This is a genomic window from Marinococcus salis, from assembly GCF_054971365.1.
Map to the genome: position 1 here is coordinate 68,555 of NZ_JBQOJB010000012.1, position 17,920 is coordinate 86,474.

General features: G+C 49.5%; 19 protein-coding genes. All 19 read left to right on the forward strand.

Annotated features, from left to right (window positions below):
• Position 1 precedes the first annotated feature (1 nt).
• The 19 genes from ACTTK6_RS11315 to ACTTK6_RS11405 all read left to right on the forward strand — a co-directional run bounded on the left by ACTTK6_RS11315 (position 2) and on the right by ACTTK6_RS11405 (position 17,823).
• On the forward strand, positions 2 to 862 hold the full coding sequence (locus ACTTK6_RS11315) for a menaquinone biosynthesis protein (protein ID WP_158219085.1): 861 nt from the start codon (positions 2 to 4) through the stop codon (positions 860 to 862).
• Between the two features lie 11 nt (positions 863 to 873).
• A complete protein-coding gene (gene hepT / locus ACTTK6_RS11320) occupies positions 874 to 1,845 on the forward strand; it encodes a heptaprenyl diphosphate synthase component II (protein WP_094908098.1) in 972 nt (323 codons plus the stop codon).
• Positions 1,846 to 1,928: 83 nt separating this feature from the next.
• Positions 1,929 to 2,378, forward strand: coding sequence for a nucleoside-diphosphate kinase (gene ndk, locus ACTTK6_RS11325; protein ID WP_079476590.1), 450 nt, complete (start codon positions 1,929 to 1,931; stop codon positions 2,376 to 2,378).
• 69 nt (positions 2,379 to 2,447) lie between these two features.
• Entirely contained in the window at positions 2,448 to 2,621 is a 174-nt protein-coding gene (locus ACTTK6_RS11330) for a YqaE/Pmp3 family membrane protein (protein WP_079476589.1), read from the forward strand.
• A 180-nt stretch (positions 2,622 to 2,801) separates the two neighbouring features.
• Positions 2,802 to 3,617, forward strand: a complete 816-nt coding sequence (locus ACTTK6_RS11335; RefSeq protein ID WP_179124126.1) for a CheR family methyltransferase — start codon at positions 2,802 to 2,804, stop codon at positions 3,615 to 3,617.
• A 113-nt stretch (positions 3,618 to 3,730) separates the two neighbouring features.
• Positions 3,731 to 4,903, forward strand: a complete 1,173-nt coding sequence (gene aroC / locus ACTTK6_RS11340) for a chorismate synthase (RefSeq protein ID WP_079476588.1) — start codon at positions 3,731 to 3,733, stop codon at positions 4,901 to 4,903.
• A gap of 3 nt (positions 4,904 to 4,906) precedes the next feature.
• The gene (gene aroB, locus ACTTK6_RS11345; protein ID WP_079476587.1) at positions 4,907 to 5,986 is read left to right on the forward strand and encodes a 3-dehydroquinate synthase; all 1,080 of its coding nucleotides are present in this window, start codon (positions 4,907 to 4,909) and stop codon (positions 5,984 to 5,986) included.
• Positions 5,987 to 5,999: 13 nt separating this feature from the next.
• Positions 6,000 to 6,380, forward strand: coding sequence for a chorismate mutase (aroH, locus tag ACTTK6_RS11350; protein WP_079476586.1), 381 nt, complete (start codon positions 6,000 to 6,002; stop codon positions 6,378 to 6,380).
• Positions 6,381 to 6,620: 240 nt separating this feature from the next.
• Entirely contained in the window at positions 6,621 to 8,144 is a 1,524-nt protein-coding gene (gene trpE / locus ACTTK6_RS11355; RefSeq protein WP_342351584.1) for an anthranilate synthase component I, read from the forward strand.
• The gene (trpD, locus tag ACTTK6_RS11360; protein ID WP_079476584.1) at positions 8,122 to 9,147 is read left to right on the forward strand and encodes an anthranilate phosphoribosyltransferase; all 1,026 of its coding nucleotides are present in this window, start codon (positions 8,122 to 8,124) and stop codon (positions 9,145 to 9,147) included. The genes trpE and trpD overlap by 23 nt, the downstream gene beginning before the upstream one ends.
• Positions 9,140 to 9,922, forward strand: a complete 783-nt coding sequence (trpC, locus tag ACTTK6_RS11365; RefSeq protein WP_462833481.1) for an indole-3-glycerol phosphate synthase TrpC — start codon at positions 9,140 to 9,142, stop codon at positions 9,920 to 9,922. Before trpD ends, trpC begins: the two co-directional genes overlap by 8 nt.
• The gene (locus tag ACTTK6_RS11370; RefSeq protein WP_079476582.1) at positions 9,897 to 10,562 is read left to right on the forward strand and encodes a phosphoribosylanthranilate isomerase; all 666 of its coding nucleotides are present in this window, start codon (positions 9,897 to 9,899) and stop codon (positions 10,560 to 10,562) included. Before trpC ends, ACTTK6_RS11370 begins: the two co-directional genes overlap by 26 nt.
• Positions 10,540 to 11,742 carry a tryptophan synthase subunit beta gene (trpB, locus tag ACTTK6_RS11375; RefSeq protein WP_079476581.1) on the forward strand — a complete coding sequence of 401 codons (1,203 nt, stop codon included), beginning with the start codon at positions 10,540 to 10,542 and terminating at the stop codon, positions 11,740 to 11,742. Before ACTTK6_RS11370 ends, trpB begins: the two co-directional genes overlap by 23 nt.
• On the forward strand, positions 11,735 to 12,559 hold the full coding sequence (trpA, locus tag ACTTK6_RS11380) for a tryptophan synthase subunit alpha (protein WP_462833482.1): 825 nt from the start codon (positions 11,735 to 11,737) through the stop codon (positions 12,557 to 12,559). Before trpB ends, trpA begins: the two co-directional genes overlap by 8 nt.
• Positions 12,560 to 12,594: 35 nt before the next feature.
• On the forward strand, positions 12,595 to 13,695 hold the full coding sequence (hisC, locus tag ACTTK6_RS11385) for a histidinol-phosphate transaminase (protein WP_079477043.1): 1,101 nt from the start codon (positions 12,595 to 12,597) through the stop codon (positions 13,693 to 13,695).
• A 79-nt stretch (positions 13,696 to 13,774) separates the two neighbouring features.
• Positions 13,775 to 14,875 carry a prephenate dehydrogenase gene (locus ACTTK6_RS11390; RefSeq protein WP_079476579.1) on the forward strand — a complete coding sequence of 367 codons (1,101 nt, stop codon included), beginning with the start codon at positions 13,775 to 13,777 and terminating at the stop codon, positions 14,873 to 14,875.
• Positions 14,876 to 15,160: 285 nt separating this feature from the next.
• Positions 15,161 to 16,420 carry a tetratricopeptide repeat protein gene (locus tag ACTTK6_RS11395; RefSeq protein WP_079476578.1) on the forward strand — a complete coding sequence of 420 codons (1,260 nt, stop codon included), beginning with the start codon at positions 15,161 to 15,163 and terminating at the stop codon, positions 16,418 to 16,420.
• A gap of 51 nt (positions 16,421 to 16,471) precedes the next feature.
• The gene (locus tag ACTTK6_RS11400; protein WP_462833483.1) at positions 16,472 to 17,074 is read left to right on the forward strand and encodes a DUF1405 domain-containing protein; all 603 of its coding nucleotides are present in this window, start codon (positions 16,472 to 16,474) and stop codon (positions 17,072 to 17,074) included.
• A gap of 71 nt (positions 17,075 to 17,145) precedes the next feature.
• On the forward strand, positions 17,146 to 17,823 hold the full coding sequence (locus ACTTK6_RS11405) for a zinc metallopeptidase (protein ID WP_079476576.1): 678 nt from the start codon (positions 17,146 to 17,148) through the stop codon (positions 17,821 to 17,823).
• The last annotated feature ends 97 nt before the right edge of the window (positions 17,824 to 17,920 follow it).

Here is a 17,920-nt window from a genome sequence, read left to right on the forward strand (position 1 = left end):
TATGTCCATAACAATGGGAGAAATCGCTTATACGAATGCAAAACCGTTTTTTTATTATCTTGACCGGCAAAAGCTGCTTCAGGAAGGAGTCCAATTCGAACAGGACGTTCCGGCATCGCTGAACCGGAAGCTCGAAGAACAGAAACTGAGCGGAAGCGCCGTTTCTTCGTTTGCTTTTGGCTCGAGCATACGTGCTCTTTCGCTTCTGCCTTCTGTTTGTGTAGCTTCTGTGGGGAAGGTAAGGTCCATTCTGTTCTACTCCAGGTACCCGGTTGACGAGCTTTCGGGAAGACGGATTGCTTTGACCTCGACAAGCGCCACCAGCGTTCATCTGCTGAAAATCATTCTGCAGGAATTCTACCAGGTGACAGAGGCAGATTACCAGACACAGACCCCGGACCCAGTGAAAATGAAAGAACAGAACGACGCTTACCTTTTAATTGGCGACGACGCCATTAAAGCTTCATGGGAAGAGAGTGATTGGTTCCAGTACGACCTCGGCGAATTGTGGTATGCTCATACCGGGCTTCCAATGGTTTATGCCGTATTTGCTGTCCAAAATGATTCGTTTCAGCAGAATGAGAGTACGTGGACAGTGCTTTACCAGAATTTTTTACAGAGCCGCCAGAAAGCTGAACGAGATAATTTTACCGGCATGGCCGCTGAGTACAGCCAGCAGCTTGGAGGGAGCAGTGCTTACTGGCAGGAGTACTTCCGGGGCCTTCATTTCACGCTTGGGACCAAAGAACAGGAAGGCCTGCTTTATTATTACCATCTCGCTTATAAGTATGGGTATTTAAATGAAGCAGTTGAAAGTTTAGATATTTTGCAGCCGGGAGACGAGGTGCATTATTTATTTTGAAGGTGAATAAGATGAAGCTGATGGATCTGTACAGAGACTTGAAACCGGATATAAAAGTGATTGAAAAGACGCTCGAGGAAGCGGTGGATTCGAAGCATGCCGTCTTAACAGAAGCGTCGAATCATTTATTGAAAGCTGGGGGCAAGCGCATCCGGCCGGTTTTAGTGTTGTTAAGCGCGAAATTTGGAAATTATGATATCGGGCACATCAAGCACGCTGCTGCCTCGCTCGAACTGATACACATGGCTTCTCTTGTTCATGATGACGTGATAGATGATGCCGAACTGCGTCGGGGTGAACCTACAGTGAAAGCCGCGTGGGACAATAAAGTAGCAATGTATACTGGCGATTACATCTTTGGTAGTGCGGTCGAACGGGCTGCTTATTACCGGGACCCAGTTATTAACCGGATTATCTCGAAAACGCTGATCGAAATATGCGTAGGAGAGATCGAACAGATTCGCGATCAGTATAACTGGGATCAGCCGCTGCGTACTTATCTGCGAAGAATCCGGAGAAAAACAGCGGTATTGATTGCTGCCGGATGTGAACTTGGAGCTGCTAGTGCCGGAGCGTCGAAGCAAACACAGCGCCAGCTTTACCGCTACGGTTATCACCTTGGCATGTCCTACCAGATTATCGATGACATTCTTGACTTCACCGGCAGTGAAAAAGAGCTCGGAAAGCCGGCCGGCGGTGACCTGAGGCAGGGAAATGTAACGCTCCCTGCGCTGTTTGCCATGTATCACAATCCCCATCTACAGGAAGAAATTAGTGCGGCCATTCTGGAAGAGAGGGTAGACGAAGAGCAGGTCTCCCGAATTCTTTCAAAAATTAACAATTCCGGGGGAATAGAATACGCGAAAGCGATGAGCGAACGGTATCTTGAGAAAGCATATGAAGCCATTGCTACTTTGCCGGAAATAGAGGCAAAGGACTCTTTAAAGGATATAGCTGCATATATTGGCGGCAGAAAATATTAATTTCCCGTCCAGCCTGTAATTGCTAACGCTTTCAACTTTTGCTATACTATTTCTGGTAAATAGTTATGGATGGGGGAAGTATTATGACCAGTGAACGAACGTTTGTGATGGTAAAGCCGGACGGGGTCCAGCGCGGCTTAGTCGGCAGAATTGTTCAACGCTTTGAAGAAAAAGGATTGAAAATGGCTGCCGGTAAATTCATGCGTATTTCAACTGAATTAGCTCAAACGCATTACGAAGAACATAAGGAAAAGCCTTTTTTTGATGATTTGGTCAGTTTTATTACATCAGGGCCAGTATTTGCCGTAGTGCTTGAAGGCCAGGACGCCATACATATTTCCCGGGCACTGATCGGGAAAACAGATCCAAAAGAAGCACTGGCAGGAACAATCCGCGGCGATTATGGCCATATAAAAGAAAAAAACGTAGTCCATGGTTCGGATTCTCTCGAAAGTGCGGACCGGGAAATTGGTTTGTTCTTCAAAGCAGAAGAAGTGCTCGAGTACGAGCGTGCCATTGATGCCTGGCTGTAAAATAAGATTAAGCTGACATGCTTTTGGGAATACACCCTTATAGACAATCCAAGATAAGGGTGATAACTAATGATGTATTTACTGGCAATACTTTTGCCGCCGGTGGCTGTATTAATCGTTGGCCGGCCATTTCAGGCGTTTATTAATTTTCTGCTGCTCCTGATTTTCTGGGTGCCGGCGTCCATTCATGCCTGCTTTGTTGTTGCAGATGCCAAAGCAGAAAAACGAGCGAAAAGGTACTAACTTAAAACGTGTCCCCATCAGGGGGCTCGTTTTTTTATAATCTATCAAAACGCCTCCTGTATTATTTCAATTGAATATTTTTATGCCGCCAGTCGATATAATTAAAAAGGTTTTCGCACGGGCTCTGATGAAAAAAGAACGCCGTGCTATAATATTGATACTCAGTAAAGTGGGGATACTATGACAGGCAGGCAGAACACAGTAGTGGAAGATCAAATAAACGATGATTATGGTGTGTTTGTGCAAAAAATGAAAGGCCTCACCGGTCTGGATCTGCATTTATACAAAGAGGCGCAGATGAAGCGGCGCCTGTTTTCCTTTCTGCAGAAAAAAGGGTTTTACTCGTTTACAGATTTATATAACCGGGGGATTCAAAATGACAAAGTACTTTTAGAAGAAATGCTGGACCGGATGACCATTAATGTTTCCGAATTTTTTCGTAATCCCTCCCGGTGGGAGGTGCTGCAGACGTCGATTCTTCCAGAAATAGTTAAAAAGCAAAGCAACCCGCACATTTGGTCTGCAGCCTGTTCCACGGGGGAAGAACCATATTCTCTTTGGATGATGATGAAAGAACAATTTTCGGGAGTACCTTTTTCTATTACTGCCACTGACATTGACCGCCGGATTCTTGAGCAGGCGCAGTTGGGCATCTATTCAAGCCGGGCTGTGGAAAATGTGCCGCCGGCATATCTGCAAAAATATTTCCAGGCAGGTCCGCCTGCCTACCAATTTGATACAAAAGCTGCGGCCAAAGATATTCGTTTTAAAAAGCAGAATCTTCTTGCAGACAAACCAGTAAGGGATGTAGATGTTATCATTTGCAGAAATGTGATGATTTATTTTACTGAAGAAGCAAAGGAGTATATTTATCACCAGTTTTATCAAACATTGCGGCCGGGCGGGGTGTTGTTTGTCGGAAGCACGGAGCAGATGTTTCATCCGGAAAAGTATAAATTTGAGCCGGCCGGGACTTTTTTTTACCGTAAAATATAAGCTTTTCAGGAAGATGGCAGAAGGCAGTTTCGCTAAATAGAGGAGTATGTTATCATTTACTGCATAAAAGCACTAAAGAGATACGCATGGAGTAAAGGGGAGAGAAGGCACACATGAGATTTTTAACCGCAGGGGAATCACACGGACCACAACAGACAACGATCGTTGAGGGAGTTCCGGCACAGATGGAGCTTCTTGAAGAGGACATCAACCAGGAGCTGGCTAGGCGCCAGGGCGGTTACGGCCGCGGCCGCAGGATGCAGATTGAAAAAGATAAAGTGAAGTTTTTAAGCGGGGTCCGGCACGGAAAAACGACCGGAGCACCGATCACAATGGTCGTAGAAAACGACGATTTTAAACACTGGGAAAAAATTATGGGCACGGAGCCTTTATCTGAAGAGGAAGCGGAAAAAGTGAAAAGGAAAATTACCCGCCCGCGTCCTGGTCATGCGGATTTGAACGGGGCTATTAAATACGGCCACCGCGACATGAGAAATGTCCTCGAGCGGTCTTCGGCAAGAGAAACGACCGCCCGGGTAATGGCGGGGGCACTCGCGAAAAAAATTCTTAAGACCTTTGGAATAGAGGTTGGCGGACAGGTACTTACGATTGGCGGTATTCATTCAGCGCAGACGTCTTATTCCTCCATCCGGGAACTGCAGGAAAAAACAGAAGCTTCCCCGGTTCGCTGCCTGGATCCGGAAGCAGAGAAGCAAATGATGGAAGCGATCGACAAGGCGAAAGCGGATGGCGATTCCATTGGCGGCGTTGTACAGACTGTGGTGGAAGGCCTGCCGGTGGGGCTGGGAAGCCATGTGCAGTACGATCATAAGCTTGACGGTAAAATCGTTGGGGCCGTTGCAAGCATTAACGCTTTTAAAGGGGCGGAAGTCGGTATTGGCTTTGAAGCAGCGAACCGGCCGGGGAGCCAGGTTCATGATGAAATTGTCTGGGACAAAGAGCACGGCTACTATCGCAGCACCAATAACCTTGGTGGTTTTGAGGGCGGTATGACAAACGGTATGCCAGTAGTCATTCAGGGCGTGATGAAGCCGATTCCAACTCTCTACAAGCCGCTGCAAAGCGTAGACATTGATTCTAAAGAGCCGTTTAAAGCGAGCATTGAGCGTTCGGACAGCTGTGCGGTGCCTGCTGCCTCAGTTGTGATGGAAAACGTTGTAGCATTCGAAGTGGCTGTATCCTTTTTGGATATGTTCGGCACAGATAATGTTGACCGCATCCGCCGGAATTTTGAAGAGTACGTACAGGAAGCGAAGGAATTTTAAGCGATGGAAACCGTACAGATACAAGCGGAGAAAAGAAGCTATCCGGTAATAATCGGGGAAGGGCTCCGCTATCAGCTTGGAGACGTTTTACAGGAAACGGCGGCCGGCAAAAGCCGCTTTCTGCTCGTCGTGGACGAGGCGGTAGAAGCTCTGTACCGGAGAGAAACAGAAAGCCAGCTCGCCCGGCTGCTTCCCGTAAGCACCTATGTGATGCCTTCAGGAGAAGGATCCAAATCGGTAATGGAGCTTGCCCGGCTTTGGGAGTTCGCAGCGGAAAAGGAGATGGACAGAAAATCAGTCTTTGTAGCACTCGGTGGCGGAGTGGCAGGAGACTTGACCGGGTTTGCAGCGGCTGGGTACATGCGGGGTGTGGACTATATTCAACTGCCGACCACTCTTCTTGCTCAGGACAGCAGTGTGGGGGGGAAGACCGGTATTAACCTGAATGCCGGCAAAAATCTCGCTGGCGCTTTTCACCCGCCACTTGCCGTAATATACGATATACAGACGCTTCATACCCTGCCAGACGCCGAGTGGCGCTCTGGATTCGCAGAAATGATCAAGCATGCCTATCTTGACGGAGAGAGCTTTTTACAGGATTTAAAAGCCCGCGTCCAGAGTGTGGAAGATATGAAGTCACCTGAAGTCGCTTCATGGATCAGACGGTCAATTGAAGTCAAAGCCCGTATTGTCGAAGAAGACGAACGCGAGCAGGGAGTGCGGGCGTTTTTAAACCTGGGGCACACCCTGGGCCATGCCTTGGAAAAAGAGTTGGGGTACGGCCGGATTACTCATGGGGAAGGTGTGGCGGCCGGCCTTTGGTTTGCGCTCGCCTTAAGTAACGATGAGGGCGTGGGCCACTGGGACCTGGGCAAAGAAAAAAAATGGCTCGAATCGCTCGGCTATCCAATGGACGCCCCCGGTGAGCTTTCAGCGGCCACGCTGGTGGAATCAATGAAAAGAGATAAAAAGACTTCCCACGGGAATATCCATTACGTGCTGCTTGAGGAACCAGGGAAGCCACGGAAAGCAAAAGTGGAAGAAGATACGATCAGGCAGCTGCTAGATCGCTACTACAAATAGGCAGGTGACCATAGTGATACGAGGTGTAAGGGGAGCAACAACGGTAAAAGAAAATCGTGCAGAAGAGATCTGGGAGGAAACCGAACGGGTGCTCCGGGAGATGATTGCGGAAAATCATATTACTGCAGATCAGGTGTCACATATTTGGTTTACGGTCACTTCCGACCTCAACGCTGCTTTTCCAGCAAAAGCGGCAAGGGAAATCCCGGGCTGGGAATTTGTGCCCGTAATGTGTGCCCAGGAGATACCAGTGCCCGGCAGTCTGGAGAAGTGCATCCGCGTGATGATGACTGCGGACGTGAAAGTGCCTGCAAAAGATGTGCAGCATGTCTTTTTAAACGAGGCAGTAGCGCTTCGTCCGGATCTGGGTTTGACAAAGCAGAACGATTCCTAGTAGGATAAGGATAAGTTTAGAGAATCGACAGTTAAGGTATAGACGAGCGCTGCCGCCGGAGGCAGCCTAGAGAGTTAGAAGAGCAGAGACAGAATAGCAGAGAATAGAAGATACCTAACGATACATTTAACAAAACAATCCTGCGTAGCATATGCAGGGTTCTCTTCTATTATGCCTCTCTGCCTGCAGAGAGGTTTTTCTTGTGTTCTGGCATGCTTTTCCACTAAAGGAGGAAAAACCGTGACCAAAACAACGAAGCAAGTATTTACTGATGCATGTGCATCCCACCGGACGATTCCCTATATGGAGCATTACTTTTCCGATACTCTCACCCCGATTGATGTGTTCCGTCACTTTCAGGAGGATGCGGTGTATCTGCTTGAAAGTAAAGACGAAGCATCCCCGTGGTCCAGGTACTCATTTGTCGGGCTTCATCCCTCCTACCGGATTGTAGAACAGGGAGGGGAGTTTCGTCTCGAGAAGATAGACGGGACCCTTGTACTTACAGCAGCTGATCTGGAATCGTGCATGCAGCAGGCAACAGATTATATTGACCCTGCGCTCCCGGAGGTGGATCTTCCCTTTAAAGGAGGAGCTGTTGGAGCGCTGTCGTACGATGCAGTAGAACTGTTTGAACCAAAGCTTGCTCCAGAGACGTCTCCGGAATCGCGCATTCATTTCGTGTACTGCCAGACGATTATGGCACTCGACCAGACAAACAAAGAGCTGACGATCATTTATTACGATGAACATACAGAGACAGCGCCTGACGGCCGGTTTGAAGAAGCAAAAAATACGGTCGGGAAGCTTCAAAAAAGCCTTCAGAATGGAAATTCAGGCTCTGCAATGTATCCTCCGCTTGAAAAAAATACAGCAGTGGACTTCAGCCGGGTCCAATCTAATTATTCGAAGGAAAGCTTTATGAATGCGGTGGAGAAAATCAAAGAGTATATTGTAGCCGGAGACGTATTTCAAACGGTGCTGTCCCAGCGATTCGAGATTCCGACGACCGTAAGCGGCTTTGACCTTTACCGGGTACTGCGGATGATTAACCCGTCACCGTATTTGTTTTACCTGCGCCTTGGGGAAACAGAAGTTGTGGGAAGCTCTCCGGAGCGGCTTGTCCAGGTGCTGGACGGTCATGTGGAAATTCATCCAATTGCTGGCACCCGGAAGCGGGGCAAAACGAATGAGGAGGATAAAACGTTTGAACAAGAGCTCCTTGCCGATGAAAAAGAGCGGGCTGAACACTTTATGCTCGTTGATTTGGCACGAAACGATGTGGGCAGGATTGCCTCCTACGGGACGGTGGAAACACCGGTATTGCTTGAAACGGTCCGTTTTTCGCACGTGATGCACATCATTTCCAAGGTGACAGGGCGCCTTTCTCCATTTGTCTCTCCGGTAGCTGCCCTTCAGTCTGCTTTTCCGGCCGGAACTGTTTCGGGTGCACCGAAAATCCGGGCGATGGAAATTTTGAAAGAACTCGAGCCCACAAGGCGAGGAATGTACGCCGGAGCCGTGTGCTATATGGGTTTTGACGGAAACATTGACTCCTGTATTGCAATCCGTACGATGCTTGTGGAAAATCAGGTGGCGAAGGTGCAGGCGGGGGCCGGCATCGTTGCTGATTCGGACCCGGAGTCAGAATATGAAGAAACACAAAACAAAGCGGCAGCTCTTCTCCGTGCTGTGGCTGCAGCTGAAGCAATGTTTGCCGATGAGAAGGGAGAGAATATTCATGCTCAAAGCACTGTTGAATAAATGCATTGAGGGGCATACACTAAAAGAACAGGAAGCAGAACAGGCTATGGACTTTATTATGCAGGGTGAGGCTACACCAAGCCAGATTGCCGGCCTTATTACCATCATGAGGTTTCGGGGCGAAACGGTGGAAGAGTTAACTGGTTTTGTCCGCAGTATGCGCCGGCATGCCCTTTCATTAGAGCATGAAGAACCTTCTCTTCTCGATACGTGCGGCACCGGCGGCGACGTAAGTTCCACGTACAACATTTCCACTGCTTCTGCGATCGCGTTGAGTGGAGCAGGGATCAAGGTGGCCAAGCACGGCAACCGCTCGGTTTCATCCAAAAGCGGCAGCGCCGATGTGCTTGAAACGATGCAAGTGCCCGTACAGTCAGGGCCGGAGGAAGCAGTGAAAGCTCTGCAGGAAAAAGGCCTGGCCTTTCTGTTTGCCCCTCTGTACCATGTAGCCATGAAGCATGCGGTCACTCCCAGAAAAGAACTGGGCTTTCGTACGATTTTTAATGTGCTCGGACCGTTAACGAATCCGGCAAATGCCGATATCCAGGTAGTCGGTGTGTTCGACCGGGAATACGGGGAAAAAATGGCTTACGTGCTAAGAAACCTGGGTGCGAGCCGTGCGCTATTTGTTACTGGCAGAGACGGCCTCGATGAAATGACGATTTCAGACAGTACGTATATCACGGAGCTTCGTGATGGTGAAATTACGAAATATGAAATTACACCTGAGGAAGCAGGCCTTACAAGGGCTCCTATCGAGGAGGTACAGGTGGAAACGGCAGAGGAAAGCGCATCTCTAATTGAAAATATTTTTAATGGCTCAAAAACCGGGGCAGCAAAAGATATTTTACTTTTAAACATGGGCGCTGCATTTTACGCTGTCGGCCGGGCAGAAACAATTGCAGATGGCGTACAGCTTGCAGAAGAGACCATCGGCGGCGGCCAGGCCGAGCAACAGCTGCAGCGTCTGCGGGGAAATGAGGTTAAATCAACGTATGCTTGAAAAAATACTGCAAACCAAACAGGAAGAGCTCTCCCGTATTGTGATCGGCGAGCGGCCGGACGTGCCGTTTCGTTCGTTGAAAAACGCATTGCAGCAGGATCCGCTGAATGTACAAATTATCGCGGAAGTAAAAAAAGCTTCTCCATCCAAAGGACTGATACGAAACGATTTTGATCCGGAAACGATCGCTTTAGACTACGAACAGGGAGGGGCTGCCGCCCTGTCAGTATTGACCGATGAAACGTATTTTCAGGGAAGCGGCAGTTATTTGACAGCGGTTAAAACCCTTTCCTCGCTGCCTGTGCTGCGCAAGGATTTTATTATCGATTCCAGACAGGTGGAGGAAAGTGCAGCAATGGGGGCAGACGCCATTTTACTGATTGCAGAAGCACTTGCCCCGGAGAAACTCCATGAATTGTATCAACAGGCTTACAAGCTGGGTATGGAAGTACTTGTAGAAGCTCATTCCCCGGAAATGCTTCATGAACTGCTTCATCAGTTTACCCCGGAAATTATCGGTATTAATAATCGTGACCTTCACACGTTCCATACAGAGCTCGGGCAGACAGGGAAAGCAGCTTCATTTATACCGGAAGACAGTGTGCTCGTCAGCGAAAGCGGCATCCGTACAAAGGAAGATCTTGATTATGTGCAGCTGCTCGGAGCAGAGGCGGCTCTTGTCGGTGAATCACTGATGAGGCAGCCGGATGTGCGGGAGGCGCTACTAAAATTACGGGGAGTGAATATTCATGCTTCCACAGACACCGATGTTTAAAATGTGCGGCCTGCATTCCGAAAACGATGTACGGCTTGCGGCTTCTTCCTCCGCGTCGTTTGCAGGGTTTGTTTTCGCCCCGGGGAAAAGAAACGTAGAGCCTGCCAACGTGCGAAAATGGCTGCAGGCTCACCCGCTGTGCAGTAAAAAAATAGCTGCCCTGTTTGTGAATGCCCCGGTCCGGAAAGTGATTGCTGTCGTTGAAGAAATTCAGGCGGACGTAATCCAGCTCCACGGCGAAGAACCACCGGAGGAAGCAGCTGTTATTCGCCACCGTACTGGGAAGGATGTGTGGAAAGCCCTTCCGCACGGAGAATATACGCATCAACAGATTGATGCCTATGCGGATTATGTTGATGGCTTCATCATCGACGCCAAAGTCAATGGCCGGTTTGGAGGGTCAGGCGAATCCTTCGCCTGGGAGCACGTACCCGGTTATATAAAAGCTGGAAAAGCCCACCGGCTTCCGCTATTTATCGCAGGAGGCGTTCGCCCGGAAAATGTTGAAGACCTGCTCGCGTATCATCCGGCAGGTATTGATATTTCCAGTGGCCTGGAAAAAGACGGAATAAAAGATGCCGGCTTATTAGAACAATTAGAGAAGAGGTTGAATAGCTATGCAGCAGATATATCCCGATGAACGTGGACGGTACGGGGATTATGGCGGAAAATACGTGCCGGAAACGCTCATGTATGCACTGGAGGAGCTTGAAGAAGCATTTAACGCTGCCTGGGGGGATGCGTCCTTTCATGAAGAATATCAGGATATTCTGCGTGAATATGCCGGCCGTGAAACCCCGCTGACGTTTGCTGGGCATTTGACGGAGCACCTGGGCGGAGCGCAGATTTATTTAAAACGGGAGGACCTGCTCCATACCGGCGCCCATAAGTTAAATAATGCCATCGGCCAGGTGCTTTTGGCCAGACGGATGGGGAAATCAAAAATTGTTGCAGAAACCGGAGCGGGCCAGCACGGAGTAGCAACAGCTACGGTTTGTGCGAAGTTCGGGCTGGAGTGCAAAGTGTTTATGGGTGAAGAGGATATGGAACGGCAGGCATTGAATGTTTTCCGCATGGAGCTGCTCGGAGCGGAAGTGCTGCCTGCCTCGTCCGGAAACAAAACTTTAAAGGATGCTACCAACGAAGCGATCCGCTACTGGGTGACGAACGTTGAAGATACGTTTTATTTAATTGGATCCGTTGTCGGGCCGCACCCTTATCCAATGATTGTCCGGAACTACCAGCGGATTATTGGAGACGAAACAAAACAGCAGATGCAGACGTGTTGCGGGGCTCTTCCAGATGCGATTGCAGCATGCGTGGGGGGCGGAAGCAATGCGATCGGCATGTTTTATCCGTTTCTCGAAGACAATGTAAAGCTTTACGGGGCAGAGGCAGCCGGCATGGGCGTTCATACCGCCCAGCACGCAGCAACGATTTCAAAAGGCACCCGCGGGGTGATTCACGGATCGCTGACGTATTTAATCCAGGACGAAAACGGGCAGATTATTGAGCCGTATTCTATTTCCGCGGGGCTGGACTACCCGGGCATTGGGCCGGAGCACGCCCATCTGGCCGAAAGCGGACGCGTAGAATACACGGGTGTGACAGACGAAGAATCGCTGGAAGCACTTTCGCTGTTAACGAAAAAAGAAGGTATTCTACCGGCAATTGAATCCTCCCACGCGCTCTACCTGGCGTTTGAAAAAGCCAAACAGATGGACAGAAATGAACGAATCGTTATCTGCCTCTCGGGCCGCGGGGACAAAGATGTCGAAACGATCCGCCGCCGCATGGAAGGAGAGAGCAGTGATGAATAAAGCAACAAATGTGCTGACGGTGGAAGAAGCAGCAACTCGGGCATCGTACCCTTTGTTCGTGCCATTTATTATGGCAGGGGATCCGGATGAGGAGGCGACCATTTCGATTGCTCTTTCGCTTCAGGAGGCGGGGGCTCATATTTTAGAGCTTGGCATTCCGTATTCTGATCCGCTGGCTGATGGGCCGCTGCTTCAGCGCTCAGCCCAGCGTGCGCTCAAAGGAGGCATGAGCCTGAAAGGGGCTCTGCGCCTAATCCGGACGATGAGAGAACACGGGCTGACCATTCCGGTCGTCGTGTTTTCCTACGTCAATCCGGTACTCCGCATGGGAGAAGAAACGTTTGTCAAAGAAGCGGCATCTGCGGGAGCAAACGGGGTGCTGATTCCGGACCTTCCCATGGAAGAAAGCAGTTTGATTAGTACCTTTGCTAAAGAGAAAGGATTGTCGGTCATTTCACTCGTGGCACCAACGTCTGCCCACCGTATTGAAAAAATTGCCTCCCAGGCCCGGGGTTTTCTGTACTGCGTCTCAAGTCTCGGCGTAACCGGCACCAGAGATGCCTTCCCGGATGAAGCCTATGCATTTATCCGCAAAGTAAAAGAAACAAGTACGGTGCCGGTCGCCGTCGGTTTTGGTATATCCAACCGCCGGCAGGTGGAGCTGCTTGATAGTGTGAGCGACGGTATTGTTGTTGGCAGTGCGATTATGAAAATTGTTGAAGAGCAGCAGGAAGCCTTGACTTCGAGTAATAAAGCAGATCGAAACCAGGCACTGAACGAAATTAAAACCTTTGTCTCCACGTTAATTTCGTCGTAAGATAGTAATCAGCATACAAAGACGAGGTGACAATGTTGTATATTAAAAAACAGATTAAAGGCATGACGCCTTACCAGCCGGGAAAACCGATTGAAGAAGTAAAACGGGAGCTTGGCCTGGCCACTGTTCATAAAATGGCTTCCAATGAAAATCCATATGGTGCTCCGCAGGAGGCCAAACAGGCGATTCAAGCAGCTGCAGCCGATCCGGAAATTTACCCGGATGGCTATGCGGCCGAACTGCGTCAGGCCGTCGCTGAAGAGCTGAATGTCGGGGAAAAACAGCTGCTGTTTGGCGCCGGCTCTGATGAAGTGATTTTGATGCTTTGCCGGGCAATGCTTGGACCGGATACAAATACAGTCATGGCAGTTCCTTCATTTTCGCAGTATAAACATAACGCGGTTATTGAAGGAGCAGAAATCCGGGAAATTCCGGCGGTGCACGGAGAGCATCAGCTCGAAGCAATGCTTGAAGCAATCGATGAGAACACACGCATCATCTGGGTGTGTAACCCGAATAACCCTTCGGGAGCTTACATCAATGAGGAAGCGTTTGTAGACTTTCTTGACCGGGTGCCGGAAAATGTCCTGGTGGTGTCGGACGAGGCGTATATCGAATACGTTACTGCAAAGGATTATCCGGACACGCTGAAGCTGCTGAAGGAATACCCGAACCTCCTGCTTTTACGTACATTCTCAAAAGCATACGGCCTGGCATCGCTTCGGGTCGGGTACGGAATCGGCCATGAAGAGCTGATTCAATCTCTGGACCCGGTGCGGCCGCCGTTTAACGTAACAGCTGTTGCCCAAAGGGCAGCAACAGCTGCGTTGAAGGACCGCAGCTTTATTGAAAATTGCCGGGAGCAAAACAAAAAAGAACTCGAAAAAATGACGGCGTTTTGTGAAGGGCAGGGGCTGGACTATGTCCCTTCGCAGACTAATTTTCTGTTGATTCATACCGGAGTGGCAGGCAGCATCGTTTTTAATGAGATGCTGAAAAAGGGGATTATCATCCGCTCAGGAGAAGCTCTTGGCTATCCGGAATCGATCCGTGTAACGATAGGAACTGAAGAGCAGAACGAAGCCTTCCGAAAGACATTGAGTGAAGTGCTTGAACACCAGCAGGCCAAGCTTTAGCGGGCAGTGCCTGGAACCCGGCTCCGCGTGGGCCGGGTGTTTTTATGTATGGAACAAAGAGAGGCCTGGAGGGAAACAGATGCAGAAAAAAGCAGCAGTTATCGGGCTGGGACTGATCGGAGGATCGATTGCCCTTGCCATCAAACAGGAGCACCCTGGCGTGTATATTACAGGAACAGACGTGGACGAAGCGCAGACCAAGCTTGCGGTCTCTTTGAATGTTATTGACGAAGCTGCCCCGGGCCTGCAGGAAGCCGTAAAGGAAGCAGATCTGATTGTGCTTGCCACCCCGGTGGCAACGACCGAGAACTTGCTGGTACAGCTGGCTGGCATGTCTCTGAAATCCGGAGCCATCGTCACCGACGTCGGCAGTACAAAGACATCAATCTGTGAACAGGCAGAAGTTTTATCGGGAAAGCAAGTACATTTTATCGGAGGCCACCCGATGGCCGGCTCACATAAAAGCGGCGTTCATGCCGCCCGTGTCCGCCTGTTCGAAAATGCCTACTACGTACTGGTGCCAAACGGCCCGGGCTCTTCCGAAAAGGTTGGAGAGATTAAAGAGTGGCTTCAGGGCACGCAGGCAAAGTTTATTGAGTTGTCCTACGAGCAGCACGATATGCTGACAGGAGTAATCAGTCATTTTCCGCATATTGTAGCATCGGCACTCGTACATCAGGTGAAGGGGATGGAGGACGAACAAGCCTGGGTAACGAAGCTCGCCGCCGGCGGGTTTCGGGATATTACAAGAATCGCTTCAGCCAGTCCCGAAATGTGGACGGATATTCTGCTGAAAAACAATGACGTCATGCGGCAGCTGATGGAAGACTGGAAACAGCAGATGAGTGCCATTGAACAAATGCTTGTCCTGCAGGACAAGCAACAAATATATCAATTTTTTGAGCATGCCAAGTCGTACCGGGATGGCCTGCCGGCTAAAAAACAGGGAGCCATACCGGCTATTTATGACCTGTTTGTCGACGTGCCGGACCACCCCGGGGTGATTTCAGATGTAACCGGGATTCTTGGACGAAGCGGTATCAGTATTATTAATATACGAATTCTTGAAACGAGAGAGGACATCATGGGAGTGCTGCAGCTGACGTTCCGTACTGAAAACGACCGGCGGGCTGGAATGCAGCAGCTTGAAAAGCATGATTATGAATCTTATATTGGGTAACGCAAAAAAGAATGAAAAAATAGGAGAGAATCATTGACAACGCTTACAATTACGTTATACTAATATTAGCGTATGGTTTCTCTCCACTCCTATCCATACTCTTTATCTTAAAACTAGCCGGAATGGCGGCACACCTGATGAGTAGACATCGGGTGTTTTTTTTTGTTTTTGCAAGCGTTATCAAGGAGGCGGGATTAAAGGTTTTCTGTTCGTCACAGCAGGCAATGTTTGCTATAATTACACAGTGCTAAACGAGATTTATCTGGGAGAAAGGTTGTTGACGGCGTGAATTTAGAAACGATCCTCGAAACGATAAAAAATGGTGATACGGAAAAAGGCCTGGAAGAGCTCGAGAAATATACCAAATCTGCGAACGATCAGGAAAAATACGATATTGTGGAAGTGTACCAGGAGCTGGGCCGCTCGGATAAGGCTCAGCCACTTATTGAAGAGCTGCTCGGGAACTACCCGGACGAGGGGGCTCTGCTCACTACGGCGGCCGAGAATGCCATTGACCTCGACGATGAAGATGAGGCAATTGAGTGGCTGCTCGAAGTGAAAGAATCAGACGAAGAATATTTACGGGCTCAGCTTCTGCTGGCCGATCTGTATCAGATGCAGGGGCTTGATGAAGTAGCGGAACAGAAACTTCTGGACGCCTTAAAGCAGAGCCCTGAAGAGCCGGTACTGCTTGCCGCTGTCGGCGATTATTATTTATCGCGTGGGGATTATGCCAAAAGTATTCCTTACTTGAAGCAGGCCGAGGGCGCCGGGTTTAAATTTCCGGACGGCAGTCTGAACCTACGTCTCGCTGAAGCATACAGCGTAACCGGTTCATTTGAGGATGCGCTGAATTACTACGAAGCCGGACTGAAAGAACACACCGAGCTTCATGCGCTGTTCGGCTATGGGTATACGGCTCTACAGGTGAGTGATTATCAGCTGGCCGCGGAGAAATTTGAAGAACTCCGGAATATGGATAAAGACTTTGTGGCGTTATATCCGTACCTGGTGCGAAGCTACGAAGGGCTCGAAGATCATGAAAAGGCCCTTGAAGCAGCACAGGCTGGCATAAAGGAAGATGAACACAATGAGAATCTGTATGCGGAAGCCGGAAAGCTTTACATGGCACTTGGCAATGAAGGAGAAGGAGAGAAACACCTGAAAGAGGCTTTGGCTTTAAATCCGGGACATCTGGAAGCGGCGAATGCGCTCCTCAGCATGTGGATGGAGCAGGAAGAACCAGAGGCAATGATTGATCTGATTGATCATTTGTACGAAATGGGCGAGCCGGACGTGCGTTTTCAGTGGTACTATGCCCGTGCCAAAAACCTTCAGGACGAGCCCGTCGAGGCAAAGGAAAAGTATGAAGAGGTTTACAGCGTATACCAGGAAAACGAAGTATTTCTCGAAGAATACGGACGTCTGCTGCTCGAGCTTGGCTACCGTGAAAACGCGTTGAAGCATCTGGAACAGGCTTCAGTTATGCAGCCGGACAACACAGAGCTGCAGCTTCTGCTTGAAGACCTTCGTATGAGCGAATAAAGACACGAACCTGGTGTCTTTTCCTACATATACAATGAGGCGGATGATACAGTGAAACAGCTACTTGGATGGTTTGGGACGCCCTATGTGTTAATCCCGCTTTTTATTATTAACGCGCTCGGCACTATTTACGGCTACGTCTGGTACGGAGGGCAGCTGCAGCAGACTCCGGCTGTGTTTCTGCCTTTCGTCCCGGACAGCCCGAAGGCGAGCCTGGTTTTTACGGTCGTTCTCGGTCTGTACATTATTGGCAGGAGAAGCGGACTGGCGGAAGCATTCGCTTTTATAACACTTGTGAAATACGGGCTTTGGGCGGTAGGAATGAATGTGTTTTCCGGCATTGCCGGAGAGGCGCTCAGCTGGCAGCACTACATGCTTATTGCCTCTCATGCGGGCATGGCACTGCAGGCGCTGCTGTATCTTCCATATTACCGGGTGAAGCTCTGGCATATCGGGGCAGTGGCCGTATGGACGCTACATAATGACGTGATTGATTATGTTTTTGGAATGTATCCGTGGGTTTCCACACCACTTGAGCCGTATATTTCCCTAATCGGCTACGGCACGTTCTGGCTCAGCATTCTTTCGGTCGGACTGCTGCTCTGGTGGAGGCTCAGCCCCGGCCGGCCAGAGCTTCGGCTCATGGAGGAATAGTGCGTAATCTTTGACTTTATACCCCCGTCTGCATATAATGTAAGTATATATAAATGGAGGGATGAGAAAAAATGGGAATGCTTCTGTTATATTTAGCAGCGCTGATCCTCATTCCGCTTTGGGCGCAGTCCAAAGTGAAAAAAGCATACAAAAAATATTCGAACGTAAGCAATTCGTCCGGGATGACAGGCGCCTCTGTCGCAAAAAAAATCCTGGAGGAAAACGGCATCTATAACGTACGCGTAGAGCCAACTAAAGGAAAATTAACGGATCATTATGATCCTTCGAAAAAAGTCGTCCGCTTGTCGGAGGAGAACTACTACAATTCGACAGTAGCGGCTCAGGCCATTGCTTCCCACGAGGTGGGGCACGCTATCCAGGACGCAGAAAACTACGCGTTCTTGCGCTTCCGTTCCTCGCTTGCGCCGGTTGCTTCGACTGGCTCAAACCTGTCGTTCTTTTTAATCCTTGGAGGTATTTTTCTTCAATCGACCGGCATGTTTCTGGCAGGTATCATATTCTTTTCGGCCGCCGTACTGTTCCAGGTTGTCACTCTTCCGGTGGAATTTAACGCGAGCAGCCGGGCAATGAACCAAATAGTGGCAACCGGTATTATCAGCAACAACGAAGAGCGGGAAACGAAAAAAGTGCTTGACGCCGCAGCATTAACGTACGTTGCAGCTGCTCTGGTAGCCGTGCTGGAACTGGGACGTTTTATCGCCATGTTTCTCATGACAAGCGAAGAATAGTGGAAAACACCTGCCCGATAATGCACTGACCTAGAAATATGAGACAAGATAAAGCACCTAGCCTTCTGCCGTTCGGTATTCCACCGGCGTGTGGAAG

Bases quoted from the DNA above. Each gene is read 5' to 3' on its own strand.
- trpC (WP_462833481.1), top strand. From the start codon at position 9,140: ATGCTTGAAAAAATACTGCAAACCAAACAGGAAGAGCTCTCCCGTATT.
- ACTTK6_RS11335 (WP_179124126.1), top strand. From the start codon at position 2,802: ATGACAGGCAGGCAGAACACAGTAGTGGAAGATCAAATAAACGATGAT.
- trpB (WP_079476581.1), top strand. From the start codon at position 10,540: ATGCAGCAGATATATCCCGATGAACGTGGACGGTACGGGGATTATGGC.
- aroB (WP_079476587.1), top strand. From the start codon at position 4,907: ATGGAAACCGTACAGATACAAGCGGAGAAAAGAAGCTATCCGGTAATA.
- ACTTK6_RS11315 (WP_158219085.1), top strand. From the start codon at position 2: ATGTCCATAACAATGGGAGAAATCGCTTATACGAATGCAAAACCGTTT.
- ACTTK6_RS11405 (WP_079476576.1), top strand. From the start codon at position 17,146: ATGGGAATGCTTCTGTTATATTTAGCAGCGCTGATCCTCATTCCGCTT.
- aroC (WP_079476588.1), top strand. From the start codon at position 3,731: ATGAGATTTTTAACCGCAGGGGAATCACACGGACCACAACAGACAACG.
- ACTTK6_RS11390 (WP_079476579.1), top strand. From the start codon at position 13,775: ATGCAGAAAAAAGCAGCAGTTATCGGGCTGGGACTGATCGGAGGATCG.
- trpA (WP_462833482.1), top strand. From the start codon at position 11,735: ATGAATAAAGCAACAAATGTGCTGACGGTGGAAGAAGCAGCAACTCGG.
- trpD (WP_079476584.1), top strand. From the start codon at position 8,122: ATGCTCAAAGCACTGTTGAATAAATGCATTGAGGGGCATACACTAAAA.
- ACTTK6_RS11330 (WP_079476589.1), top strand. From the start codon at position 2,448: ATGATGTATTTACTGGCAATACTTTTGCCGCCGGTGGCTGTATTAATC.
- ACTTK6_RS11370 (WP_079476582.1), top strand. From the start codon at position 9,897: ATGCTTCCACAGACACCGATGTTTAAAATGTGCGGCCTGCATTCCGAA.
- hepT (WP_094908098.1), top strand. From the start codon at position 874: ATGAAGCTGATGGATCTGTACAGAGACTTGAAACCGGATATAAAAGTG.
- ndk (WP_079476590.1), top strand. From the start codon at position 1,929: ATGACCAGTGAACGAACGTTTGTGATGGTAAAGCCGGACGGGGTCCAG.